22 protein-coding genes are annotated in these 22,827 nt (G+C 52.5%); 4 read left to right on the top strand and 18 right to left on the bottom strand.

Translation table 11 applies throughout. The annotated features are described in order from the left end of the window. Window positions 1–3: 3 nt before the first annotated feature. The 16 genes from BXA07_RS25950 to umuD form a co-directional block, all read right to left on the bottom strand. Entirely contained in the window at window positions 4–1,779 is a 1,776-nt protein-coding gene (locus BXA07_RS25950) for a TnsD family Tn7-like transposition protein (protein WP_076572297.1), read from the bottom strand. Window positions 1,780–1,781: 2 nt separating this feature from the next. Next, a complete protein-coding gene (locus BXA07_RS25945; RefSeq protein ID WP_076572294.1) occupies window positions 1,782–3,290 on the bottom strand; it encodes an AAA family ATPase in 1,509 nt (502 codons plus the stop codon). Beyond that, window positions 3,287–5,677 (bottom strand): hypothetical protein, encoded by a 2,391-nt coding sequence (locus BXA07_RS25940; RefSeq protein ID WP_076572292.1) that lies wholly within the window; start codon window positions 5,675–5,677, stop codon window positions 3,287–3,289. The genes BXA07_RS25945 and BXA07_RS25940 overlap by 4 nt, the downstream gene beginning before the upstream one ends. Beyond that, window positions 5,674–6,672, bottom strand: a complete 999-nt coding sequence (locus BXA07_RS25935) for a PDDEXK family nuclease (protein WP_076572290.1) — start codon at window positions 6,670–6,672, stop codon at window positions 5,674–5,676. The genes BXA07_RS25940 and BXA07_RS25935 overlap by 4 nt, the downstream gene beginning before the upstream one ends. A gap of 97 nt (window positions 6,673–6,769) precedes the next feature. Continuing rightward, on the bottom strand, window positions 6,770–7,195 hold the full coding sequence (locus BXA07_RS25930; RefSeq protein WP_076572287.1) for a helix-turn-helix domain-containing protein: 426 nt from the start codon (window positions 7,193–7,195) through the stop codon (window positions 6,770–6,772). Window positions 7,196–7,447: 252 nt separating this feature from the next. Continuing rightward, window positions 7,448–7,822 carry a hypothetical protein gene (locus BXA07_RS25925; RefSeq protein WP_076572285.1) on the bottom strand — a complete coding sequence of 125 codons (375 nt, stop codon included), beginning with the start codon at window positions 7,820–7,822 and terminating at the stop codon, window positions 7,448–7,450. Window positions 7,823–7,882: 60 nt separating this feature from the next. After that, on the bottom strand, window positions 7,883–8,206 hold the full coding sequence (locus tag BXA07_RS25920) for a hypothetical protein (protein ID WP_076572282.1): 324 nt from the start codon (window positions 8,204–8,206) through the stop codon (window positions 7,883–7,885). A 9-nt stretch (window positions 8,207–8,215) separates the two neighbouring features. Further along, the gene (locus BXA07_RS25915) at window positions 8,216–8,578 is read right to left on the bottom strand and encodes a hypothetical protein (RefSeq protein WP_139335767.1); all 363 of its coding nucleotides are present in this window, start codon (window positions 8,576–8,578) and stop codon (window positions 8,216–8,218) included. Window positions 8,579–8,816: 238 nt separating this feature from the next. Then, window positions 8,817–9,326 (bottom strand): hypothetical protein, encoded by a 510-nt coding sequence (locus BXA07_RS30440; RefSeq protein WP_139335766.1) that lies wholly within the window; start codon window positions 9,324–9,326, stop codon window positions 8,817–8,819. A 432-nt stretch (window positions 9,327–9,758) separates the two neighbouring features. After that, window positions 9,759–9,929: a hypothetical protein gene (locus BXA07_RS30945; RefSeq protein ID WP_170909743.1), complete on the bottom strand. Its 171-nt coding sequence runs from the start codon at window positions 9,927–9,929 to the stop codon at window positions 9,759–9,761. A 61-nt stretch (window positions 9,930–9,990) separates the two neighbouring features. Further along, window positions 9,991–10,422 (bottom strand): tRNA wybutosine-synthesizing 3 family protein, encoded by a 432-nt coding sequence (locus BXA07_RS30435; RefSeq protein ID WP_139335765.1) that lies wholly within the window; start codon window positions 10,420–10,422, stop codon window positions 9,991–9,993. A gap of 17 nt (window positions 10,423–10,439) precedes the next feature. Then, entirely contained in the window at window positions 10,440–10,898 is a 459-nt protein-coding gene (locus tag BXA07_RS25905; RefSeq protein WP_076572275.1) for a hypothetical protein, read from the bottom strand. Window positions 10,899–10,915: 17 nt separating this feature from the next. After that, window positions 10,916–11,497, bottom strand: a complete 582-nt coding sequence (locus tag BXA07_RS25900; RefSeq protein WP_139335764.1) for a hypothetical protein — start codon at window positions 11,495–11,497, stop codon at window positions 10,916–10,918. Window positions 11,498–11,567: 70 nt separating this feature from the next. Then, complete coding sequence (locus tag BXA07_RS25895) at window positions 11,568–11,780, bottom strand: transcriptional regulator (RefSeq protein WP_076572399.1); 213 nt, start codon at window positions 11,778–11,780, stop codon at window positions 11,568–11,570. Window positions 11,781–11,912: 132 nt separating this feature from the next. Beyond that, window positions 11,913–13,217 carry a translesion error-prone DNA polymerase V subunit UmuC gene (gene umuC, locus BXA07_RS25890; RefSeq protein ID WP_076572271.1) on the bottom strand — a complete coding sequence of 435 codons (1,305 nt, stop codon included), beginning with the start codon at window positions 13,215–13,217 and terminating at the stop codon, window positions 11,913–11,915. Window position 13,218: 1 nt separating this feature from the next. Continuing rightward, the gene (umuD, locus tag BXA07_RS25885; protein WP_083708551.1) at window positions 13,219–13,686 is read right to left on the bottom strand and encodes a LexA family protein; all 468 of its coding nucleotides are present in this window, start codon (window positions 13,684–13,686) and stop codon (window positions 13,219–13,221) included. A gap of 1,418 nt (window positions 13,687–15,104) precedes the next feature. On the opposite strand from umuD, the gene BXA07_RS25875 reads away from it, so the two are divergent. Both BXA07_RS25875 and BXA07_RS30430 read left to right on the top strand, forming a co-directional pair. Further along, complete coding sequence (locus BXA07_RS25875; protein ID WP_076572267.1) at window positions 15,105–16,214, top strand: ParM/StbA family protein; 1,110 nt, start codon at window positions 15,105–15,107, stop codon at window positions 16,212–16,214. A gap of 36 nt (window positions 16,215–16,250) precedes the next feature. Then, on the top strand, window positions 16,251–16,697 hold the full coding sequence (locus BXA07_RS30430) for a hypothetical protein (protein ID WP_139335763.1): 447 nt from the start codon (window positions 16,251–16,253) through the stop codon (window positions 16,695–16,697). Between the two features lie 425 nt (window positions 16,698–17,122). Here BXA07_RS30430 and BXA07_RS25870 read toward each other — a convergent pair whose 3' ends face one another. Together BXA07_RS25870 and BXA07_RS25865 are read right to left on the bottom strand one after the other, a co-directional pair. Then, entirely contained in the window at window positions 17,123–18,190 is a 1,068-nt protein-coding gene (locus tag BXA07_RS25870) for a ParB/RepB/Spo0J family partition protein (protein WP_083708550.1), read from the bottom strand. Next, window positions 18,187–19,266, bottom strand: a complete 1,080-nt coding sequence (locus BXA07_RS25865) for a ParA family protein (RefSeq protein ID WP_170909742.1) — start codon at window positions 19,264–19,266, stop codon at window positions 18,187–18,189. Before BXA07_RS25865 ends, BXA07_RS25870 begins: the two co-directional genes overlap by 4 nt. 1,722 nt (window positions 19,267–20,988) lie before the next feature. On the opposite strand from BXA07_RS25865, the gene BXA07_RS25860 reads away from it, so the two are divergent. Together BXA07_RS25860 and BXA07_RS25855 are read left to right on the top strand one after the other, a co-directional pair. After that, window positions 20,989–22,305 carry a replication initiation protein gene (locus BXA07_RS25860; protein ID WP_076572261.1) on the top strand — a complete coding sequence of 439 codons (1,317 nt, stop codon included), beginning with the start codon at window positions 20,989–20,991 and terminating at the stop codon, window positions 22,303–22,305. 143 nt (window positions 22,306–22,448) lie between these two features. Then, window positions 22,449–22,736 carry a hypothetical protein gene (locus BXA07_RS25855; RefSeq protein ID WP_139335762.1) on the top strand — a complete coding sequence of 96 codons (288 nt, stop codon included), beginning with the start codon at window positions 22,449–22,451 and terminating at the stop codon, window positions 22,734–22,736. Window positions 22,737–22,827 lie beyond the last annotated feature (91 nt).

Here is a 22,827-nt window from a genome sequence, read left to right as displayed (position 1 = left end):
AACTTAGCGAGGCGACTCCCAGTCTCCAGCGCGTCCGCCGATTGGTCCGCGCCGGGCTGTACGTAGTTTGTAAGCTCTACCCGTTTTATAGAACGTCTTTTCCGGACATGGCCCGGCCCAAGTCCGTCCGACGCCATGCGCGGCGAGAATCTGATTGATCTCTTTGATTGACGGCCCACCACAACGCCGGACGTTGCTGAAATATTTGAGGATTTCCCTCGCCTTATTTACCTCCAGCCGCGCAAGCTTGATGATTGCATGGGGCGGCGTATCCGGGGCGTTTAGTGACTGCAATGTCCACAGCATACGTCGCGCGTAAAAGTGCCAGATGGATTCTGCATTGGCATCGGCCGCTGCGCGGGCCAATGGTGTGCGTTCCGGGGTGGGCAGGCGCATGCCCTTTGGTGATCCGGTGGCAGCTTTGACCAACTGGTTCATCGTCACACGGAAGGGGCGTTGCTCATTCTGATAAATTGTAGCTGCACTGGCTTCTATCCCTGTGGCCCACGACGGGTCCAGTGCGTCATCCCTTGACTTGGTATTCAACCGGCGGGTGGCAAGCCGCTTCTTTTTTGCAGCTCCTTCCTGCAGCCGCGCTTCAATCCGCTCATATGCGTCAGGTACCAATTTTACCAATCGCTTCATCTTGCTGACGTTGTGGTGCCAAAGCTGTTGTGGGGCGTAGCCAAGCCGTGTAGCACTGTCGATCAATTCTTCTATCAATTCGTCGGCCAGGGTCTTTTCTTCGTTGTTGTCGGTCAGTGTGGGCCCAGTGAAGTCTTTCAGCGACTTGATGCGCTCATTTTCAACCAGTTCTTTGATCCGTGCCAGGAAGACGTCGGCCTCACGGAACAGGTAAAAGGAAAATAGCAGATGGCGATACAGTGGGGCTTCCATCGTGAGCGACGTTTGTAGGACATGGAACCAGCCGCTGGTTTTGCATTTGCTGTACGCTGGATCTATTCTGGAAAGTACAGCTGGGCCAAAAAATTCTTCAATACTGGCGAACAGCGCCGTGCGTTTCAGGCGATCACTACCCTGTCTAAAGCCTACCTCTATGCCGCGCGATCGATAAAGTTGCACCAGTTGGTTTGGCGTCATATGTGCGGGAGCTGCATCGATGAGTGCTTTGGCGAAGCGGGCGAATGCAAGCTCGGTCTCAGTCGGTGCTGTCTCTTCGCGTTTTGCTTGCGCAAGGTCATGTCCGCATTCGCATCCAATCCATGCGGAAAGGATCAGTTGACCAGGCTGAGAAAACGGTTGTCTACATGCTGGGCAACGGTCCATCAGCAGCCTACCGTGTTTCCAGCAGGATGTGACGCCAGGGATTTGATGAGACCGATGGATATAACGGCAGCCATGCACTTTGTCGTCGTCGATGAGGCATTCGGGACAAAGATGTGTCAGCCGGCTTCCACCCACCAGCCGCCGCGGCAATTCAACGGCGGTGATCTCGTTCCCGATGGCTTTGCGTTTGGCTAAATGGGTGCCGAAGAACCTGCGAAACAGTGGAAGTAGCGTGCTCTCATTTTGCAGGTCACGCAGATTATCGACAGGCGATCCCGGCAGACGAAGCGCGAGTTTGTCGAGATGCGGTTGTACCAGCGGCGTAAGACTAAACGGCGCCAATCCAAACAGCTCTGTATAAGTGGAATTGTTAGTCAGCTGGCCACGGCGGATGTGGTAGCGGCTCACGCGCGAGCTGATAGTCTCATCCGGCAGCGCTGAGGGAAAGAAGGGAAGTATCTTTGGCGCAGGGTCCGTGGACGTGCTCTTCATTTTTAAATTCCTTTCCGATTATTCGTGGTGCTGCCTTCTTGTTTCTGAAGCAGTTCAATCCCGGTGATCAAGTGGTCTTGGAGGCCATTGTTGCGCATGTCGTTCTCGTCCAACGCGGTCTTCGCTTGCTGCTTCTTGGCATCCTTATTTTTCGACCGTGTCTGTCGCCGCTGCGCTGCTTCTGCTGACTGCTGGGCAACCGGCTTCCTCCTCTTCGTAGTTGTGTTCGATGTCGCGGGTCCATCGCATGCGGCCGGCTGCTCCAATTCGTGTTCCGTATCTGATGCGTAATATCCCCAGCGCTGTGCGTAGCGCTGCCATGGCACGTCGTCGAAATCCTGCAGTAGTAGCGGATTATGGTCGCGAAAGCCCGCGATGAGTTGACGATCACGCTCGCTGAAGTCAGGTCCCATGAATGCTTGCTTCATGTGCTCTTCAGTCACGGCTTGGTTCCCCTGGTCGAGCGCCAGCCGTTGCGATGCAACACGCATTCTTGCGCCGTAGGACCGTATGCCACCGCAATACCTAAAGAGTATGGAGCCGTCCTTGTCTTCCACTTCGGAAGGCCGCGGCATTACGTTGTATCGCCACAGGGCGGGAGCCAGCATATCTGTGTAATCGTAATCCTCCTTGCCCAAGGGATGCATTTCAATGTTGCCGCTGGAACCGACTCGCCGCATGTCTTGCGAGAAGGAGTCCAGCGCATCCATGCCAATCGGATTGCCCATCAGGACTAGGGGTATCCCGAAGTTCAATATTCGCAGGAAGAAGGTGGCAGCCAGTCCCCCGCGTGCGCCCCCAGCGAAGTTACGGCCCTGGAGCTCGTCGATCACCAGCACGCCGACAGCGTGGTTGTTCAGGACGATCCCCACTTGGACAGCAAGCTTTTCGTTGCTGAGTCCTGTCAGACTGCGTTCGCGTGAGTAGCTGGTTCCGGCGCATTTGTCGAGTTCTACAAGTATCTGGAGCAGAAGTCCGCCAAGCGAGCCGTCATGGCTCATGCCGACATATAGCCACGCGACCTGCGTCATATGGGTCCAGTCCGCACTTCTGGAGTATCCATGTTCGAACTTTGGCGGCAACTGCGTCAAGGCCCGCAAGATCTCATAAGTCTTACCCAATCCAGTAACGCCGGACACTCTCATGCATTTTGCGGAATGCTGAAACCATGGGACTTCCCGCAGTTCTCGTCCGGCAAAGCGCGCGACTGCCATGAGATGTGCGCGTGTGCTGGTCTGGGTCGGATCTCGCGCTATGCACCCGCGCCTTATCATTCTGTAAAGACGCGTTGTGGTATCGAGCGAGGTGAGCGTCGGCTCGAACAGTTGTTCTTGCATGAGATCGAGAAAATCGTGTCTGGCAGTGGTGCTAAGATTCGCAACGTCCACCCCGGCAAGTGGCCAATTATGCAGACGCTGTTCCAGGTCGTTTGTTGAAAGATAGGGCTCCAACGCTTCCAGTAAAGGATTTCCTTGCGTTGCATGAAGTATGCTGTTGACCGACGCACTCATGAAAACTTCCTTTCACTATTGAAGCGCGACAGACGCGCCTTTCTCAATTCGATCAACGGGGATGTGCTCGATAACCTGGGCTGCGGCGGTTTCTGCGTGCCGGTCCCGTCGTTGGCCGCTGCCGGCATCTCCGAAAGAACAGTGGGTTCTGCATCATCGCTGCGGGTACGCTGGATGACGTTATTCATTTCTTCCCGGCGTTCATTCGCCTGAGCCGCGCGTACGCTGGCCTTCTTCTTGCTGGGAGGCGGCTGCTTTCCAAGCGCCTTGCGCGCAGCACTCTGTAGTTGCTTCGCATCTGCCTCCTCTTCTTGCCGGAACGATTGCTGGTCGATATCGTCCTGGTCGCGCCGCGAAGCGCCCAGCACGTTGTCCAGCTTTTCGGCATCGTTGAGGGCGCAGAGATCAGCAATTCCCCCTTCATTGATGAACAGCGCATCATCTTTTATGTTGGGTATGACGTGTATGCCATTCTGGTCGACCAAAAAAACTTGGCTTAGGTCATCTGGATCCGCGCTTACCTCGATGTATTTTTCTCCCCTCGACGCTGCCTGAATAATTCCGGCCTGCGCGAGGTACGGATGGTTGAACTTGGCGCCATGCAGAAGCTCCACCAGTTTGCCGGTCTTTGGCCTGTGTAAGATCAGGCCGCCGCGTTGCACGCTGGCGGTGAATTTGGGAAGCAGATGTGCACGCAGGTAGTCCGAATTGATGGGCTTACCCGAAACATACCCGTTTGATACAGCCCAACGATAAACCTCAATGCGCGTGCGGTTGGGTGTCTTTCCCTGCGCTGCGAATTCCCGCCGCATTTCTGTCGGAATCATATGCAGCGGCAACTCTTGCTGTGTATTGGACCAGTGTATCCAAAGAAGCAATAACCGCATGTAGGCGTAGCGAGTTAGCAGCGCTGAGGCGATGGCGAGAGGTTCGCCTCTTTGAGCTTGTCGGCCCTTGGTTGTACCTGTCATTTTGTGGTCAAAACGACGATGGCGGGAATGGTGTCCTGATTCAGAGGAACTATTGCGGTCGGCACGGCCGCTGGTGATGAATTCGATGCGCGATGACAGCTCATCGACGATGGAGGACATACCATCCTGGCTGCGAAGTTCGCCGTTGTCGCAAAGGTACCTCGAAAAAAACAAAGAGGGAAAGTCGTCCGCTGGAAGGTCCAGGCCATAATGCTGCAGCGTCGTTGACTTGTCCGTGGCAGCGCGGAGAATGGCCAGTTTGGCGTCGTCGGTGCACAGGCCGTTGATGGCGACATGCCAACCCATGTACAAACCCAGCCATGCATCGCGTACAAAAAGTCCCCGCCCCACTCCGATGGGTTGTAGCGGACTCCCACATGCCACTTGGTTGACATCGATCGGAGAGGCATCCAGCGAAGCCACTTGACCGACCATTGTGATGCCGTCGCGGGCGGTGCCTACCAAAGGTCTGAAATTCTTTGCCCATTGCCCCTCTCCCATCAGGCGGCGGGCGGCTGCATACTGGTCTTTGCCGGCCGGGCCGTGATAGCGGAAATCGCTCTCCGTCGGCCGCTCGTTCGCTGGTAGGAGATCAACTGCCCAGTAACCGTGTTTTTGAGTGTAACCGTTGCTGTAATAGACCGCGCTCATGGACAAGAACGCATCCCGTATCGTCGTGCCTGGACGAACAAAAGCGCTGTAGCCGTCTTGCATATTTTCGACGTCTTGGTCCGTCAGGATGATGCCGGCTTGATCCGTCCTGCCCGCCTTGACTGCCGCGTTTTTTCTGCCGAGCTTTACGCCATTTTTTGCGCGTCTTTTTTTGCCAGGCGCACCGGAACGCCCGGTGTTATTGGGCAGCAGCGCATTCCGAACGCATCCGAACGCGTAGTATCGATGCAAGGCGTCGAATACTTGGCCAGCACTGACTCCAGCTTCCCTTGCTCGAGCTTGTACCAGCGCATCCAGGCAACTTAGATCAGGGAGTTTTATGGGAGCCGTTTTTTCAGCTATCTCGACGAGTGGGGCGATGAGCTTGAACTTGAAGTTGCGTTTTCGCTCAAGCGGGGAAAGATGGCGATCCTCGGCCGGAATTTCAGGATTGCCGGTTGGGGGCGAAAGCTTGCGCAAGTCGGCATCGCTCATGTACCAGTGGCTTGGCAAAGGGAGTGTCGTCTTTCGAATGACCTTGGTTTCAAGCATGAGCCTTAGCTGTGATAGCTTCGTCGTGTGGAAGCCTTTGGCATAGTAGTTCACCTTTTTTGCATGCGGGTCGCGTTTGGGCACAGGGATCGGAATCAATACGGCCCGGTCCAGTTTAGGAATGACTTCCACAACCCGCTGGAGTCCTCCAAACGGACTGTCGGGTTCCGTTCCAACCAGCACGTCACCTGCGGAAATTGAGATGTCGATCATGTCCAGGCCTCCCCAAACAGTCGCTGCTGCCATGATTGCCGCAATGCCCGGCCGCCGGGCCGCGCCGGGTAGGAGTGAAGAATCCGCACTGTGGGGTCGATATCGATCGCCTGAGTCCAGGCGCAGTGCCTGAAGAGGAACCAAGCTTGGTCGAGATCGAGCGAGCATTGCGAGGCGGCTTTGTTGACCGCTTCGAGAATAGACAGTGCTTTGCTCTCGTTGAAGCTCGCCGCGAACGGCGCCGCGTAGTTCTCTAGATGAGGGAAGTAGCGCAGGTTGGACGCGTCGAGCCAGTTTTCCAATTGGCCGGCGGTGAAAACCGAGATTAAGGCCGCACTCGACACATAGTATCTCGCTGCTATATCGATCGCGTATCTGCGTTCGAGTTCAAGGCGTTCCAGCGTTCGCCATTTGATGTCGTCTCTGGGGGAGTTGATCGGCTTGGACGAAAAAATTGTCAGAGCGCCGCGGCCGCCGAGTCGGGTTGTCGCTAGCAGATCAAGGCTGGCGACGTAGGGGACGTTTGTGCCGAACTCCACACCGTGTTCGACACCTGCAGCGGCGGCAATTGCCAATAGGCCGCGTGACCAAGGCCTCGGCTTGTCCTGCGCGACGTCGTACAAATCCAGTGGATGAGGGTGAGGGATGGGCCAGATAGGAAATTGCTCGCGGAGATCTTCTACTCCGAGCCACAACAAGAACAACGCCGTGTGATATTCGCCGCGGGAAAAGTAGTGGGCTGTACGGCCCAGAGGGGGCATCCTCGAAATCACTTGGTTCGATTGCGGGGAGGGATTCTTTTTTCGCAGCGTCAGCCAAGGGAGATAGTGGGGGCCGGTCCCTAGTCCGTGACCCAGCGCGATCCGGGCCGTCAGCTTAGCGTAGGTCATGCCCTTGCTGCGGCGCTGCTTTGGCAACGGCTCAGTGAGCAGGTGGCCCTCGTCACTCGCGGCTCCGCTCGGCACCCCAGAACTGGCTGATTTGGATTCCCACATAACAGCTCCGCTTGTATAGCGATTCTATTGACAGCGCTGCAAGATAATGCTGCTGGAAAACATAAAAAATCTATGGTATTAAGTTCTAGTTTTGCTTCTAAGCTGGCTTCTTCTTGCCCATCGGTCCTTGCCGTCGCGGTGGCAGGGCCGGCGGCAGCTGAGCGGTAGTCAGCGTATCCGGCAAACGTAATGCGATCTGCATCAACTCCAGCTGAACCGGGCGCAGCGTGTCCACCTGGCGCCGGAGCTCGTTGAACAGTTTGTACATATCCTCGGATGCACCGACGGGCAGAATGATCTTCCGTTGCGACTCGTCCAAAGCTGCGCGCAGCCGGGCTTCCCACGTATCACTCAACTGCAGGCGTTCATTTATCCTGTCGATAAATTCTCCGCCAGGCGGCCCTTTTCCCAGCTCAATGGCCGAGATGTAGCTCTGCTCATATCCAAGCTTAGCCGCAAAATCGGCCTGTCGCATGCCACAAAATACTCGCAGGTCTCGGAAAGCTGTGGCAAACGGGCTCATACGAAAAACTCAGTGGTTATAACTACTAATTTTGAGTATATTTTAGACATGCCTTTTCCTTTGTCAACCTAAATTCGCGTTTGCTTAAGGCGTGGCCGGATGGCGCTGCTTGGCGCCTCGCCCATTCAAGGTTTTATTCTTTAATCAGAGGTCTCCATTCAAGCTTCCATTCTTCTCTTCAAGGTTCTATTCGGACGTAACATGAACCCGGTCGCCGTCAATAATTGCTTGTACCATTTGAATTTTCCTCGATCAGTACGCAAGCTTTTCAGGTTTGTCCAAAAGTGCAAATTTGTATACGACGAACGGACCGCGTTGGCGACCACCCCAATGCGTCTTCGCATCGCTGGAGTTCTGCGCCGGGGCAACCAAAGTGCGGAAGAAGTTGGTCAGGGCGGTCGCCGTCTCGGCCAAAAAAAGCGCCTTCCACTTTGGATCATGCATCCGGGCCGTGTCGTCGATCAATACCCACATCGTCGCATCGGCCAAGTTGTAGGCCACGCCCACACCATCAGGGCCAGTGATCTGGTCGATATGGATCAGTGTGTGAGTACCTGCTTTCTGCGCTCCAAATTGGCTCTCCAGCGCGTTCCGGTACTCTTTTAAATCAACTGCGGCGTAAGCCATACACGTCACTTTCATCGGCTTCCGGCCGTTGCGGGCGCCCCAGGGCGCGATTTCTTAGCTCTATCTGGCTGAGCCGCATGCACTAGCTTCGACCATCCAGCCATACTCTTTTTCGCTCTCGGCGCGAACCATCCGCACCGTGCATTCAGCGCCTTTTCCAAAGACGGCTTTAGCAGTCGCCCTATTCCCTTCGATGATTGGTGCATCGTTGACACGAACAGGATCGGCGCTTTGCGTCATACCGACATACTTCGCCGCCAAGAACCGCGCCGCTAAGGGCGTGCCAGGTGGCGCAACTTGCTTGTTCAGCCCACGGTACCCGATCACGCCCAGTATTATCGCGACAGCGAAATAAAGTAGTTGATTTCTGCGAACGACATTCATACGTTTTCCTCACATCGTATAACTGAATTGGAAGTACCGGCCATCACCCAGCGGAATCGACACAGTGCCCGCGTACTCGTCGCCGGTATAACCGCCGTTTGTGGTCTGGTCCACGTAGTGCTTGCCCCACGCAGCGCCGCCATATTGTTCCTGGCCTTTTGGAGACGAAGCAATCTGGTAGTCGAACGTGTAGCCGTCTGCGGTCAGCTCTTCCACAATGTCCGTATAGACCTCGGCGCTCACGACGCGCTTGACTTCTTGCAGTACTGCCTGTCGTTTCACGTCCTCGGCACGCTCATGCGCAATGTGCGCTGCGTCGGCCGCCGCCATCGCGGCGCGGTCTGCCTCACTTAACTTGAATTCGGTTTTCACGATCTTTTCCCTACTCATACCGCTTGGTAGAGCGGTTATATTTGCCGTACTTGACCTTGATCGAGCATCGCTTGGTTACTGGATTGCGGCAAGGCTCGCCTTTACGCGCAGACCACCCACAGCTGCACCGCTCCCAGCAGTCGCAGTCGCCAGCTGGCGCACCACAAACGGTACACCTCATGTTGGCCTTGCTGAACAAGGCATCGATTACTGCCACGGTCGATTTCCTATTTCAATCCTATTTCATAAAACCCGGCGGAATATACCCTAGCGACAACGCTCCATCCGCGCCGAATCCAGGCTTCACCACGTTAAGGGAGAATCCACCTCGCTCAGACCCAGCTGGACCATTAATTTTCCATGTTGTGACTACTTGAGGCCCGGACGAATCGACGTCAATTTTCTTTAGCTCATATAACTTGACAAGACCACTACGAACCTCATCAGCATTGGAGGTTTGGGAAAGAATCCCACAACCGCCAGGCTCAGTGATCATAATGAAATATCTCTCAGAATTGAATTTTAATGAAAAAGCCCTCCCACCATTTTTAGCGCCAACTGGATCAGCATCAACAAAAGACTGTGGGAGCCTTTTGCCTCCTTGGGCAAGCACCATTTTTTCTACCACGTCAGCCTTTCCTTGAGACCCGACGCACAGTGAGTCAATCAGAACCAATAAATCTTTTGCCGCAGCGTTCGTAGTTAGATGAACACCAAAGGTCAAAATGACTGCTAGAATTTTTTTCATTTGTGATCCGCGACGAGGCGGCCTTTCGATTTGCTGGTCCCGCCATGCTCTCTAGGGCATCTTTGCGGAAATTTTCTTTAGATCGTTTGGTCTTCCAGCATCAACGGGTGCTGCTGGGCGTTTTCCTAGTTCGTTGTCTTGAAACTGATTCGTGTCTGCCATAAGTGCAGGATCTTAAGCAAAGCGAAGATCATCCAGGTACCGCCGACACCCAAAATAAGTAGTTTGTCCGACATACCAAACACTGTTACAACCACGAGTACTGATAGCGTTGCGACGACAATTATTTTGTTCAGCAACCATGGGACAAACCTGAACACCATGAAACTACCGAAGCAAATTAGGAACAAGAGCACGAAAATTTGGGGCATAAAATTATTCCTCGCCGGCTACCGGCCGGACTGTCGGGCACCACCAGGGCGCGATTTCCTTTTATTGCTCGTGGCGGTGAACGCCACCAGCCAGCTCAGCCGAGACTTCCGCGAAGTGATCGGGTTCAACGATACCAAGCAGCTTCTTGGCCGCTTTAACATACGCCCAAGGCAGGTAGTCTTCATTCTCTACAATGCGGCGTGCCTGCTTGAGTTGCAATTCAGTTGCCATGATTTTTCCTTGCCGGCGCCGGCCGGTGCGGGGCGCCCAGGGCGCCGGGATTTTCCTCGAATCAGTTACTGCCCTGCTGAACCAACGTAGCAAGGCGAGACAGGTCTTTCAGCATTACTCGATGACTCCAGCGACGCGATGACCACCAGCGCTGCCAAGCGCCCTTAGAAACGCGGTAGTCGTTCGGCTCGATTGTGTACTGCATTGAGCCATCGTCACGAAAGTTCGCGGTAAGCCACCAATTAAAATTCAAGCCCAGGTCCTGCCCTCTCTCTTCGATTGCGCGATGCACCTTAAACGCAAGTTCCTTGGGCGCCACAAACGTGACGAAGGGGCGTGATGCTCGCTCAGGATGCCCTTCGCAAGACCAGATTGTGAAGACGCCAGGCAAGCTATTCAACGCATCGCAAAGCGGGATTACACCCGCCTCAACAGGAGTATTGATTGAGCGATTATCAGCGGTATAGCCAGGATACTTTTGGGCGAATTCCACGATAATTTCCTTGGTGTTTATTTGAGGGCTGCGTGCACCGGTACCGAGGCCATCACCGCGATACCTTTCGCCGTGGCCGAGCTACGCAGCTCATCCAGGAAGACGGCAAAATCGGCGTTCTCACCGAACGTCGGCCATTTGCGGCCCATGAGAAAATCCGATACCTTGGAAAGCACCCGGCCAATAACATCGGCGTCCTCTACGCCCCACTCTGATAGGTCACCGAGCAGCGCGGTGTCCGTGTTCAACAGGTCTGCCAACTCCACTTCACTGAACGAAACACCGGATTGCGCTTCAATGAAGCCCATCAGCTCTGCCCGAACGTCCGCATTGATGCGGCTCCAGGTCGCATGCAGATCCGTATCGCCGTCAGAATCAACAATACCGTCGTGCGCAATGTTTTCAACAATCACAGCTTTACCGCCTACGATAATCATCGTGCCAATGCCATCGTCATCTTGGGGCTTGGTAAACATAATAATTTCCTAGATGGTTAGAGTGAGTTCCAGGACTCATCAAATACGGTGCGTGGAGTCATTACCCGCTCATGCTTCGCACCACACCACAGGCACATTCGTGTGTCGCCATCCATGGTGTAACGGTCAGCCATGAAACTTTCCCTATGGGCCGGGTCGATGGCGCAGCGCCCGACCTTTAGATAGTTATCCCAAAAGCCTTCTACCTCTTCAAGCATGGTTGCGATGCCGATGTAATAGAAACGGCCCGCCTTGGAACCGTTGCACAACGCAGCCATCAAACGGATACCGGAAAATCCGTTTTCATCGGGACTGTCCGGATAGCCGATCATCAAGGTATCCGCACCAAAGTCTTTCGCAAGCGATGTATTGGACTTGATGCGGTAGACCGTTTGCAGCACGCCGCCACCTTTGTAGAAGTGTGCCTTCTCGCGCATCCAGCGATGCAAATTAGGCGAGAACGATGCCGAAACCGATGGAGCAAGCTGCTTGAGTGTCAAGGTCAAGTGGCCAATAGCGCGTGTAGTTCTTGCTTCATGCATATAATCTGCGTGACGTTCATCGCGCAGTTCAATCAAGTCTTTTTCAGTCAGTGCCATGCTGGCCTCCCATTTCGCCGGGCTGAATTACGCTTCCATGTAGACCATTGTATGCCCTCAATGAGGGTAGTCAAGCGCCCTTTGCTTCTTTATCTAAAATTTCTTGAATGAACTTCCACGCCATATCTGGCATGCCCCGCGCCGAGTCGCTCGGAGGCAATATCCAGTTGTCCAGCGTCTTGCGCTTGACGGCGATTCGATCCGCGAATTCATCACGCGTCATATCGAGACGATGCATAGCGTCCCGCAAAAATTCCTGTTGCGTCATCTGTATCTTCGGCATCAAAATACTCCCGCTTGTGCGGTATTCAGAGTTAATTATGCAAAGAATACGGAGAATATCCTTCACAGGCAAGGCAGGTAGCCTAGTCCTCGGAAAAACGATGGAATGGTGTTTTGAAACGCGTGCTTGGACTTAGTTCGCGCGTGCTACAGGGAGCTCATCCCATCGCGTAGTGTAGCAAGGGGTTTTGTTCTCTGACCGCATGGCCCACCGCGGCGCCAGGCCGGCCGATGCCAGCTTCACCGCATCGCGCCCAAACCGCTGGTTCAGCGCATCGAGCGCCGCCATCACCTTGTCGCCGCTCTCACTTGGTCTCGCTTCATCGAACAGAACGCCCTGCAGGGTTCCCTTGGGCGAAATATCCATCAGCTGCACGCCGGCTTTCTTGTAGCGAACCCCTTCGAGAAAAATGCGCTCGAGCCCATGCAGCGCCGCGCCGGCCAGCACGCGCGTGTCGTCGGTTGGCACGATGATGGGCACGGTCCGGCTGTTTCCGTATTGGAGGTCATCGGAACGAAACCGATTTGTCTGAATAAAAACGTTTACGGCGCCGCATACGGAACCCTGGCCGCGCAGCTTTTCAGCGGCACGCGTGACATACGCCGTCACGGCCTCGGCCAGCTCGTCATAGGTGTGCACCATCGAGCCGAACGATTTGGAACTGACAATTTCCTTGCGCGGCGGCGCCACCTCTTCCAGATCCAGGCACGACAGCCCGCGAAGTTCCTGAACCGTACGCTCCATCAATATCCCAAACTTTGCCCGCATGTCGCGCGGCTCCGCCTCTTTCAGGTCCTGCACCGTGTTGATGCCCAGGGCGCGCAACTTGTCACCGATGCGCCGGCCGACGCCCCACACCTCCCCTACGTCGATGCGCACGAACAGCCAGCGCATGCGGGCGGCCGACATCGACGACAGGTCGCATACGCTGTCGAACAGCGGGAATTCCTTGGCGATGTGATTGGCCAGCTTGGCCTGAGTTTTCGAGGCGCCTACTCCCACACACACGGGTAAATTTACCCATTTCAAAATCTTGGCGCGCATGTGCTGGCCCATGGCCGTAGGCGACTCCCACAGGCCGCCCATGCCGTTCAGCGATACGAACGCCTCGTCTATGCTGTAAACTTCCACGTGAGGGCTGTAGGTGCGCAGAATGGTCATGATTCGATTGCTCATGTCCGCGTAAACCGTATAGTTAGAAGACAAGCCTACTATTCCGTGCTGGCGCGCCAGGTCCTGCATTTGGAACCAAGGCTGGCCCATTTTGACAATACCGAGCGCCTTGACTTCCTTCGACCTGGCCACCACGCAGCCATCATTGTTGGACAGCACCACCACTGGGCGATCACGCAGGCGAGGTTGAAATGACTTTTCGCAGCTGGCATAAAAATTATTAGCGTCGACCAGAGCGAACAGCTGGGCACGAGGATCGGCCATATTACACCCGCAACTTGCGCACCACGCCAGTGACGACGCCCCAAACTTCCAGTTCATTGCCGTCCACAAGACGGATCGGGGAAAAAGCGGGGTTTTCAGGATGCAGCTCGATCACACCAAGCTGGTGAAACAGCCGTTTGAGCGTGTATTCGCCGTCGATCACGGCCAAGATGATGTGGCCGTGCGCAGCCGTCACTGATCGATCGACAACCACGTAGTCGCCGTCCATGATGCCGATGCCTGTCAGGCACTCGCCCACGACACGGAAAAAGAATGTCGCTTCCTTGTGCTGCACCAGGAAGGTATTCAGGTCCAGCCCTTTTTCCGTGTAGTCGGCCGCCGGCGAAGGAAAGCCCGCTGGTATTTTGTGGCAAAACAGCGGCCGCACTGTCGGCGGCGCCGTGCGCGCTGCAGGGATGAATTCAACCTGGGCGGCGCTGACGGGCCGCAAATATTTAAGAATGGACATAGGCAATTTTATACTGTGTTTTCATACAGTATAGCATTTCAATTTTCGCGGGCGCGATAATAGGCACTACTGATACAAGACTGCTACATTCCTGCTGTTGGCCGGCGTGCGTGTTGCATGGTTATGCTAAAACCGGGGCATAGTTGTTGTATCTGGAATGGGGGTGCTGGACGAGATGACAAGACGTCGATAGTCACCGGCATGGTTCCTCCAGAAAGCTGGTTATCTACGGCTAGTCATGGGCTCGGCCGTGATGTTTATCGCAGATTAATTTCCAGGAAAATGTATTGTCGGCCAGGGCATACCAATCCCTGCTGGGTCCGTCGCATGATCTATTTCAATGTCGGGAGTCCATTCCGAGCCTAATATTCAGTGACACAGGGATGTGAACGGGGGCGACGATTCTGCTGCTATTCTTCATCGACTTCAAGTGCGATAGCACCTGCTGCGTGGGTTCGCCGTGTGGCGCAACGGAGACATCGACCGTGCGCAGGATCACCGGGCATAGTTGGATCGACTGCAAATGGAAAGCACGATGCGATGGCTGGATTTTCAACGAATCGTCGCACAAAGCCTACTGTCCTGAATGTGCGTCAAGGCATCGGACTACACTTCATTAGCTTACCTTTATCACTTCCCCCCGCCTCGCTGCGCCGCGGCCACCTGTAGCTGGTGGACGTGCCAGCGGCGCCGACCTAGTGCGCTCTCTCGCGCACCAGCCAGTTGGCCAGCACCGCGCGTGACCACCGGCATGACCGTTATCGAGCGCTGCGCTCGATCGCCAGCTGCGTCGCGCCGCCACGGCGCTGGCCAGCTGCTCGATGACACTACCCGACTTTGTGAATGTGAGCGCTGCGCTCCGGGGCAGGTCTGGCGCCACCTGCGCCGCCCGGCCTAGCCGGTAGATACTTTTCTAGACTATCCGACCCAGTTCATATGGCCAAATTTAGCGCCGACGATCTCGGCACGTCGTATACAGGAAAGGCAAAGCGAAGCGCTTGCGCAGGCGCGGATTGGTCGAGGTCAGTGGCAGCGCATAGAGCGCATCATTTATGTGGCGCCATTGGCCTGTGGCCATTATGTTCTCAGCATCCTTGCTCGTGTCTACCGCACGCGGCTTATCCAAATCAAGGAACGGATGCTTAATCACGCTCAGTACCCTCACCTACCTGGTGATCATCGTTCATTAGCTCTTAATGGCAAATTTAAGGCGAACTCAATAACGGTTGCTTTTTAATTAAATACCCTAATGAGCACCAATCGACCCCTAGAAACCCTATAAGTATACAGATAGTGACTGATAGACCAGTATAGACCCCAATAGGGTCTTGTACTGATCTGGCAAATGGGATACAGTTTGCTTGTAGTCAAAATCACTGTCCGCTGGATAGGCGGCAATCACATTAGAGAGATCGACAATGAGCATTAATTCGCAGACAGAAACGCTAATGATCGTTGGTGTTGACGATGGTCACGATACAATCAAGTCGTGCTGGGGCTGGGACAAAGAAACTGGCTCGTTTAAGTATGGCTACCACAAGGCGCGCGCTGTAGAAGGACTGCAGCAAGTTATGTCGGTAGGGTCGCATAGTTCGACCGGAGGTGCCTATGAGACCGAAGGCCAGCGCTTCACCGTTGCAGGATCGCAGAACTTGCTGCGCACTTTGGATACCCGGATTGATGGGTACCCGATTTCAGACCTTAATCGGACGCTCGTCTGCCATTCGCTCGCAGCATGTGGCCTCGGAGATACGCCGGTCTTGCTGATAACCGGCTTGCCTGTGGATCAATATTATAAAAATGGAGCACCGAATCATGCGCTGATAGGCAAGAAAATTGAAAGCCTTGCGAAGCCCGTTACCCGTATCGGTAAAGGTCCGGGGTTAGCGCGGATCCTGAAGCAGAGTGTCATTAGTGAAGCGATTGCTGCGTTCTATGACGTACTTATTCGCCCAGATGGAACATTTGATGCGGACATCGAAAGCTTGATCTCACGTCGTCCTGTTGGTGTTGTCGACCTTGGCGGTAAGACCTTGGACATTGTCGTTGTAGCTGAAAACGTGAGCTCAGTGTACAACGATCGCAGTGGTACTTCGAACATTGGCGTTTTGCATCTGCTGGACAAGGTAGCTGATCGCATTAAGTCTGAGTACGATCTTAATTCCAACCCGCCACTGCCGTTTGTAGAACAAGCCTGCCGCACAAAGAAGTATGAGTTATTCGGGGAAATCGTTGACGTTAGTCACATCATCGAAGAGGCGTGCAAAGACTATCTGACGTTGGTGAAGAACTACTTCGTCACCAAGGCCGGTGATGGCTCTGACCTCGGCGCGGTTCTCTTCGTTGGCGGAGGTACTGCGTTGATCCTGAGCGCACTGGGTGCCGATGCATTCGCTTCTATTTATAAAGGCAAGCGTATAATTGTATCGGAGCCGGAATACGCGAATGCAAGGGGTATGTGGAAATATGGCACTTTCGTTTTGAATGCCTCAGAACGCACAATGAGTACTCCGGTCAAAGCTGCGTAAGCTAGCAAGGTAGAATCTATGTAAAAGGACGAAGGAATGGCGAAGGAGAATCCGCAAGGCTCGACGATGAAGTACAAGGTACTGCTAAGGCCAACCGCTATTGGAGTGCTTGTTATGGATCGGCTTCAACGGCCTCACCTGGACATGAGTGCAGAGCTACGCCGTTTAATCGAGCTGGGATATGCGGCCGAACAATCAGGTTTTATTCTTGATGGAACGGTCCTACGACATGCTGGCCGTGTTTGGGATACTCAGCCTGAACTTTGTGTTGATACCAGCGCTTCGGTTTCTGTTTCGGGACCGCACAAAGGTGGTTTGAAAAAAGCAGCAGTTGCTAAAGACACTGAGCCGATGCAATCAAATCCGAGTGTAGTAGGTGATAAGTTATCGCCTGGAGTTCCAGTATCTACTCAAGCCGATCAAAACTTGCCACCAGACGTTGGATCGTCGCTTCTGACTAATCTGCGAAGTCTTTCAGGCTGATCATATTCAATACATTCCCGAAGGCGACCTGGTCGCCTTTTTTTGCGTCATGCTCTCGGCATTTCAGTCACCGGCGCCTCTCGATGAAACGATCGGCGTCAAGTGTTCTACCAGAAATAGATGGTGGTGTTCTACGAACAAAGCTACTATCAATACGTTCCCTTTACCAAATTCATGAACTGAACCGTATCGATAGCCCACGCTAGCAAGCCAGATGGTCGGGCTAGACCACTTCATTTTCCCGCTTCAGGTAGGGTGCCCAGTACCCATCTAGCAGCCAGTTCCTTTATTCTCTTGCGAAAAAAAAAGTGCCTACATTTGGCACTTTTTAAAAATATTAGCAGCTAATATTTTCTTCTAAGTCATTGATTCCAAAGGATATCTTCTCATTTGAGGAAAATTAAAACTGGCTAAGTAATTGATTATTAAGACTTTTTATCTTCGGGGACCTCGATTGTTTCAGCAAACGCGCGTAACGCCGCGATTGTACGCTTGCATGAGAGGTCAACATCAACACCAGGTACTACATTAATGATGATCTGGTTTGCAGTTGAATGAACTTTGAATGCCGACCTACCATTTTTGTCCTCTACGATCCTCGTAGGTGCAGCTTGTCGTTTCGGACGTTTTCTTTCACAGGCCTTGCCTATGAGTTCCTTAAGCTCCCCGGGTTCGATCTCTGGCTTATCAATCATCATCTCTAAAGTTGTTGAGATGGCCAATGCCCCGTCTGGATACTTTAGGAGTAATTCCTGGAGAACTCGTGCATGACGATAAGTGATCAAGCCGGGATAGGTGTCAAGCATATCAATGATAACTCTGGGCAGTTTAAGCATGCTTAAACACTGAGAAATGCGGCCCTGAGTACAACCAGCCAGTCGTGCGACCTCTTGCTGGGTTTGAGCAAACCCCTCATCCAGCAACGCTTTATAGGACAAGGCTCTCTCAAAATCACTTAGACCTTCGCTTGTTTCGTTGCTCAGCAACGTTGATTTATGAGCCTCACGGTCATCAACAGCTGATACGATGGCATTCAGTTCGGCCCAACCAATAAGGCGCGCAGCTCTGGTTCGTCGATGCCCAGAAATCAGTTCGAATTTCCCGTTTGCTAATGGACGAACCCGAATGGGCTCATCCTGCCCTCTGGCTTTCAAGGTCTCACCGAGAGCCTGAATCGCAGTCTCATCGTATTTGAGCCGCGGTTGCCAAGGAGAGTCCACTAAATTCTGGACCGGTAATCTACGAATTGGACTAGAGCCATTCTCGGCAAGTGATTCATTAACGCTTGCCGTCGACGTTACATTAGCCGTGCTCGCATTGGATGAAAAGGGGACGGTATCAAAATCCTTCAGAAGGGCGTCAAGCGATTTTGATGAGCCTACAGGAGCGTCGTTCATGTGCATCTTTGAAGTTGCACCAGGGCTCGCTCCTTCTGGCTGTAAGCGAGCGGCCAACGAAGCATTAAAGGCAGCTTCTGATTGTTTGCTTTTCATAAAATTTCCATCTTTTTGATCAATGACTTTGCTACATCACGCAATTCTTTCGCGGCTGTACTACTTGGCCGCGCGAGCGCCAAGGGCATTCCTTCATCATCAGACAAAACCTTCTTGAACTCTTCGCTAGAACTGATTTGCGTATCAAGCCATGCATCAGGATACTGCTTAGTTAACGCAATTACTTGAGCTGCAACGCGTACACGGGTCATATCAAAGAAATTCCCAAGAATTGTAAGTTCAGGGAACTTGCCGTATTCAACTTCCATTTCATTTAAGACACCAGCAAGGTAGGACACTGACTTGGTACTGTACTTTTCCATTGATACCGGCGCGATGACAAAGTCACTTGCAAGCAAAGCACCACGTGTCGTTTGGTTTTTCGCAGGGGGGGCATCGAACATGATCACATCATACATAGACAAGTCGACGTCTTTGTTCCGGCCAGATCGTCCCTCAGCGAGAAATCGTGCGATGGCAAGTTCAGGTTTCTTGCTCATGATTGCATCTACTGTAAACAGTGCCTCGAGACGGTCAAGAGTTACTTCAGATGGTATCAAGTGGGGGCCATTTTCGCCGAATGGTTTTTTAATTACATCTGAGAGTTTCGGTGTAGGGGAGTTACCTTGCCATTGAGGCAAAAGGTGGCCTAGATGAAAATCAACACAAGTTGCAAGAGGAAAACCATTCTCCGTTGCTTCTTCTCTTGTCAATTCAGGATCGTATCCGTATGAAATTGTGAGGTTTGCCTGGAAATCCAAGTCGGCGACTAGGACTTTGAGGCCCATCAACGCAAAAATAGCCGCCAGGTTTGAAGTTTGAGTAGTTTTGCCAACTCCTCCTTTAGGGGCATACACCGTGATAATTCTTTTGTTTTTAGCAACAAGATTATATTTTTTGGCGCGGAATGCGGCAATATCATAGATATTTTCAATGCTGAACAACCTCGTTTTGGGACCGTCTCCTGGTTGACGTTCGATCTGCAGGCCAGCTTCCTCTGAGTCACGTCGCACAGCATCTACACTGATACCAAGAAGGGTCGCTACGGCTTGTACTTTGAAAGGTTTGCGAGGCAAGTTGATCTCCAGTTAGATTAGATTTCTACATTCTTGCAGGCTTCAAGTCTCTGTGCAAGGTTTTTTAGTCTTTGTGTGGGAAAAACCTAGCAGCGAAGCGTTTTCCAATATGAAGGAGGAATATTCATATCGAGATCTATGCATGGAAGTTCATATAGTTCCAAATACGTTAAAATCGTTCAGTAAACATTCACCGGGGCAAGATTATGAATACATGCGGCCTCTGGCACTTTTAGGGTTGTGGATATGTTTACAGGTGAGCTTTTTTGATAGCCAAGGGTTGTGGATATGTTTACAGGTGAGCTTTTTTGATAGCAGAGGGATGCGGATATGTTTACAGGTGAGCTTTTTTGATAGTAGCTGTGGATATGTTGCTGTCGCACCAATGTTTTGGCTAGTTTTTTGCCTACACCAAGTCGACTAGCATTCAACCATTGATAAATACATCAAAAAAGGAATGATTCGAGGTGTTATTAATGCAATGAACTTGTCGATGTGCGGCTACGGTGGAGCAAAAGGTGAGCTTTTCTGATAGCCAAAAAGGTCCACGAGGATGAAAGGTGAGCTTTTTTGATAGGCAAACGACTGCTTCAACTTCAAAGGTGAGCTTTTTTGATACCCAGAATGTGATTTATGAGTCAGAAGAGAGGCTTGACGAGGAACTCGTCGCTGTAAGAGAGGGAACCGCATAAAACGTAGGCCATACATTGGTAAAGGTGAGCGTTTTTGATAGGGTAGACAAACATAATTAGCTGGGATGGGGGGAAAGGTGAGCGTTTTTGATAGTCTGTGGTGTTGCTCCTACCAAAGGTGAGCGTTTTTGATAGCTGGTTGGCGACGTATTTGGTGAAAGGTGAGGATTTTTGATAGGGGCGTGGGATTTTATTGGTTTAGAAGAAATATATTTCAGGTTGGTGATACGAAAGACGGGGATATCGGGGGATGTAGCTTCACTTTGGAAAGCGAGACTACGAGGAATCGACCGAAAAGCTCACCTTTGGCCGGCCTTCGAAATTTCCTACATACCAGGTGCGTGCAAAGTTGTTGGCTGCGGGGGGGGGCAGCAAGGGGCTCAAGAGGATTCCAAAAAGCTAGTTGATTAGCGCGGATTTTTACCCGTCTAAGTGATGAAACGGCTCAGCTCACCTGCGGCCGAATTGCTAGCCTGTCCAAGCAGCCATTTTGTGACTGTCAAAGGTGTCGCTGAGTGAGAGCAAGACCGCTTAGTGCGGTAGAAGTGCCTGCATCACACGCCGATTAGAGGTGTTCGATCCAGTGTCGACAGAATGTTCTTCGCGTGGATAAGGACAGACGAGGTTCGGAACTACATCCTCAGCGGCTGTTTTCTGGAATGGGAAATTATCTTCCCGGTTAGTGAGCTTTGGCTGCAATGCGCACGACACTGGAAGGTCTGCGTTTTACCGTGCCACACTACGTAATGCTCGCGTCCGAGCCAGTATGCGCCAGCCTTCCGGTACCCGTGGATTGTTCCAGTGTCCATCGAGCGTTAATAATTTGTTTAGGCCCATGTCAGCTTGAAATTGGAACTGATTGACGTTGTCATACCCGCCGTTGGTATCCGCAGCGTTGTGCCATACCCACTTAGATCATTGGCAAGTCGGCGGCTGGGAAATGATGAAGATTGGCGCCAATCATCAAAACGTTTGACGAATAAAGCAGAAAGGTGAACAATGTCGTCAAAATCCTCACCTATAGAAAATTATGAATCAAGACGATACCAATGGATCGCAGATGGCTCTCGCTCTGCTTTTTGAACAGCAACCGGAGATTTTGAAGAAGCCAGTCCAGGCGATTCACATGGCTATCACCGGCGGTATTCAGAGCAAGACTCAGCGCTTGGCCTTCAACGCCATGCTCAAGCATGCACTTGAGGTGCGCGCAAAAAATCCTGCTATGGATAGTGAGACTTACTCGATCTCGCGCGAGGAACTCATGCGGATCATTGGTTACAACTCACCAAACAGGAAGCATCTGAAAGAAGCACTTACACAGATGCAAAAACTGACTGTTCAATGGGATATTCTTCGACAGGACGCCGAACCTATGTGGGCATCCTGTGTGCTTCTGCCGTTCGTGGCCTTTGACCGAGATAAAGTCTTTTATGCCTACGCACCACAGATTAAGCCTATGTTGTTCGATTCGAAGATTTACGCGCGCCTGGACTTGCGTATTCAGCGAACATTCAAGTTGGATCAATCGGCCGCACTTTATGAGTGGGTCAATCGCTTTCGAACAAACCCGTCCAAACGGACGAATGAAATGGGTTGGCAAGACTGGCGATGGGTGATTTATGGCGAGATATCAGAGACGTCAATTTTGAACGAGTACAAGATATTCAAGCGTGACAAGCTGAAGCCGGCTATCAAAGAGATCAACGAAAAATCGGACCTGAACATTGAGTTGATCGAGAATCGCGATGGCAGCAGAAGCGTGAAGTATCTGCAGTTTATCGTTGAAGAAAAACAGATGTTCCGCGTTCTGCCAGATACCGATGAGAAGGGAGAGTGGGAAAAGAGACTTGAAGATCTTGGGCTGTCGCCGCGGGACAGAAAGAAGATTTTGTCCACGTATCCGATCGAGACGATAGATGCACACTGGAAATTCACGATGGCCCGAGTGAGTGACAAGAGCCAGCCTTCGATCAAGAGTCCAGCTTCTTATTTGAAACGAGCGCTAGAAGGAAACTTCGCACCTGAACTCGCGGAGAAAGTTAGTTCAGCCAGTTCACAAGGTTTGGATGGTATGCGTGAGATCCAGATGAAGTTTACGCAAGTCCGCAATGCAGAAGCTGAGGCCATGCTGAACGAAATGCTTGAGGTCGACCGCGAGGCAGTCATCGCGGAATATAACGCTGCACAGGACAGCAAGCCTATGCAGATTCCGGAGGAAATGGATAAGCGGACACCAAGATACATGGTGCCTATGTTTGCCTGGCTAGCTAAAAAACATTGGGGCGAACCGACACCGCAAGATCTATTCCAATTTGCTCTCAAAACGGGCGCGATCAGTATGAATTGATCGTAGTGGTTAGACCAACAATTTCAAGATCAAATTCTAACGCTGAGTACCCAGTACCTGATCCGTCGAGGGGGAGGGGAAGTGTCACGCTCAGTTAGCAGAAATGAATGTCCATGTGCAGGCATGCGCCGGCGGAGATGACCATGCACCAAACGAATTCCTCTTTACGTATTGCAGAGCTTGAAGCTGTACTTGGCAGCACTATTGAGTTCCTGAAAAAACTTCCAACACACCCTATGACGAGCATGGTTATAAAAGGTGCCGAAGCCAAGCTATACGCGCCGGCTAACCAGGGCATAGAGGGTAGGGAGGCGGAGGGTTTGATCTCGCGTACTTATGCCCCGAATGGTGCACTACTGATTGGGGTTGAATCAACAAGCAAGGGTGTGACTATCACCACTGCCAACATAAAAATACCTCAACTACGGTAAGCGTAAATCCAGCACCGTCTTGAGCCCGGCAATGAATTAGAAGATGATGGCATCACACCGCTGGGAAGCGGCGTGTTTTTAAGCCGAAGGG

The sequence above is a fragment of the Janthinobacterium sp. TND4EL3 genome (assembly GCF_900156175.1).
Lineage (GTDB): Bacteria > Pseudomonadota > Gammaproteobacteria > Burkholderiales > Burkholderiaceae_D > Janthinobacterium.
Note: the sequence above shows the minus strand (reverse complement) of the source record. Positions and strands in the feature narration are given on the sequence as shown.

Coding starts and splice junctions, on each gene's coding strand:
- BXA07_RS25925 (WP_076572285.1), bottom strand. CDS start 7,822: ATGGCTTACGCCGCAGTTGATTTAAAAGAGTACCGGAACGCGCTGGAG.
- BXA07_RS25895 (WP_076572399.1), bottom strand. CDS start 11,780: ATGCCGAAGATACAGATGACGCAACAGGAATTTTTGCGGGACGCTATG.
- umuD (WP_083708551.1), bottom strand. CDS start 13,686: ATGTCCATTCTTAAATATTTGCGGCCCGTCAGCGCCGCCCAGGTTGAA.
- BXA07_RS25875 (WP_076572267.1), top strand. CDS start 15,105: ATGAGCATTAATTCGCAGACAGAAACGCTAATGATCGTTGGTGTTGAC.
- BXA07_RS25920 (WP_076572282.1), bottom strand. CDS start 8,206: ATGAATGTCGTTCGCAGAAATCAACTACTTTATTTCGCTGTCGCGATA.
- BXA07_RS25855 (WP_139335762.1), top strand. CDS start 22,449: ATGCACCAAACGAATTCCTCTTTACGTATTGCAGAGCTTGAAGCTGTA.
- BXA07_RS25935 (WP_076572290.1), bottom strand. CDS start 6,672: ATGTGGGAATCCAAATCAGCCAGTTCTGGGGTGCCGAGCGGAGCCGCG.
- BXA07_RS25900 (WP_139335764.1), bottom strand. CDS start 11,497: ATGGCACTGACTGAAAAAGACTTGATTGAACTGCGCGATGAACGTCAC.
- umuC (WP_076572271.1), bottom strand. CDS start 13,217: ATGGCCGATCCTCGTGCCCAGCTGTTCGCTCTGGTCGACGCTAATAAT.
- BXA07_RS25930 (WP_076572287.1), bottom strand. CDS start 7,195: ATGAGCCCGTTTGCCACAGCTTTCCGAGACCTGCGAGTATTTTGTGGC.
- BXA07_RS25905 (WP_076572275.1), bottom strand. CDS start 10,898: ATGTTTACCAAGCCCCAAGATGACGATGGCATTGGCACGATGATTATC.
- BXA07_RS25860 (WP_076572261.1), top strand. CDS start 20,989: ATGAATCAAGACGATACCAATGGATCGCAGATGGCTCTCGCTCTGCTT.
- BXA07_RS30945 (WP_170909743.1), bottom strand. CDS start 9,929: ATGGCAACTGAATTGCAACTCAAGCAGGCACGCCGCATTGTAGAGAAT.
- BXA07_RS30430 (WP_139335763.1), top strand. CDS start 16,251: ATGGCGAAGGAGAATCCGCAAGGCTCGACGATGAAGTACAAGGTACTG.
- BXA07_RS25950 (WP_076572297.1), bottom strand. CDS start 1,779: ATGAAGAGCACGTCCACGGACCCTGCGCCAAAGATACTTCCCTTCTTT.
- BXA07_RS25945 (WP_076572294.1), bottom strand. CDS start 3,290: ATGAGTGCGTCGGTCAACAGCATACTTCATGCAACGCAAGGAAATCCT.
- BXA07_RS25940 (WP_076572292.1), bottom strand. CDS start 5,677: ATGATCGACATCTCAATTTCCGCAGGTGACGTGCTGGTTGGAACGGAA.
- BXA07_RS25870 (WP_083708550.1), bottom strand. CDS start 18,190: ATGAAAAGCAAACAATCAGAAGCTGCCTTTAATGCTTCGTTGGCCGCT.
- BXA07_RS30440 (WP_139335766.1), bottom strand. CDS start 9,326: ATGAAAAAAATTCTAGCAGTCATTTTGACCTTTGGTGTTCATCTAACT.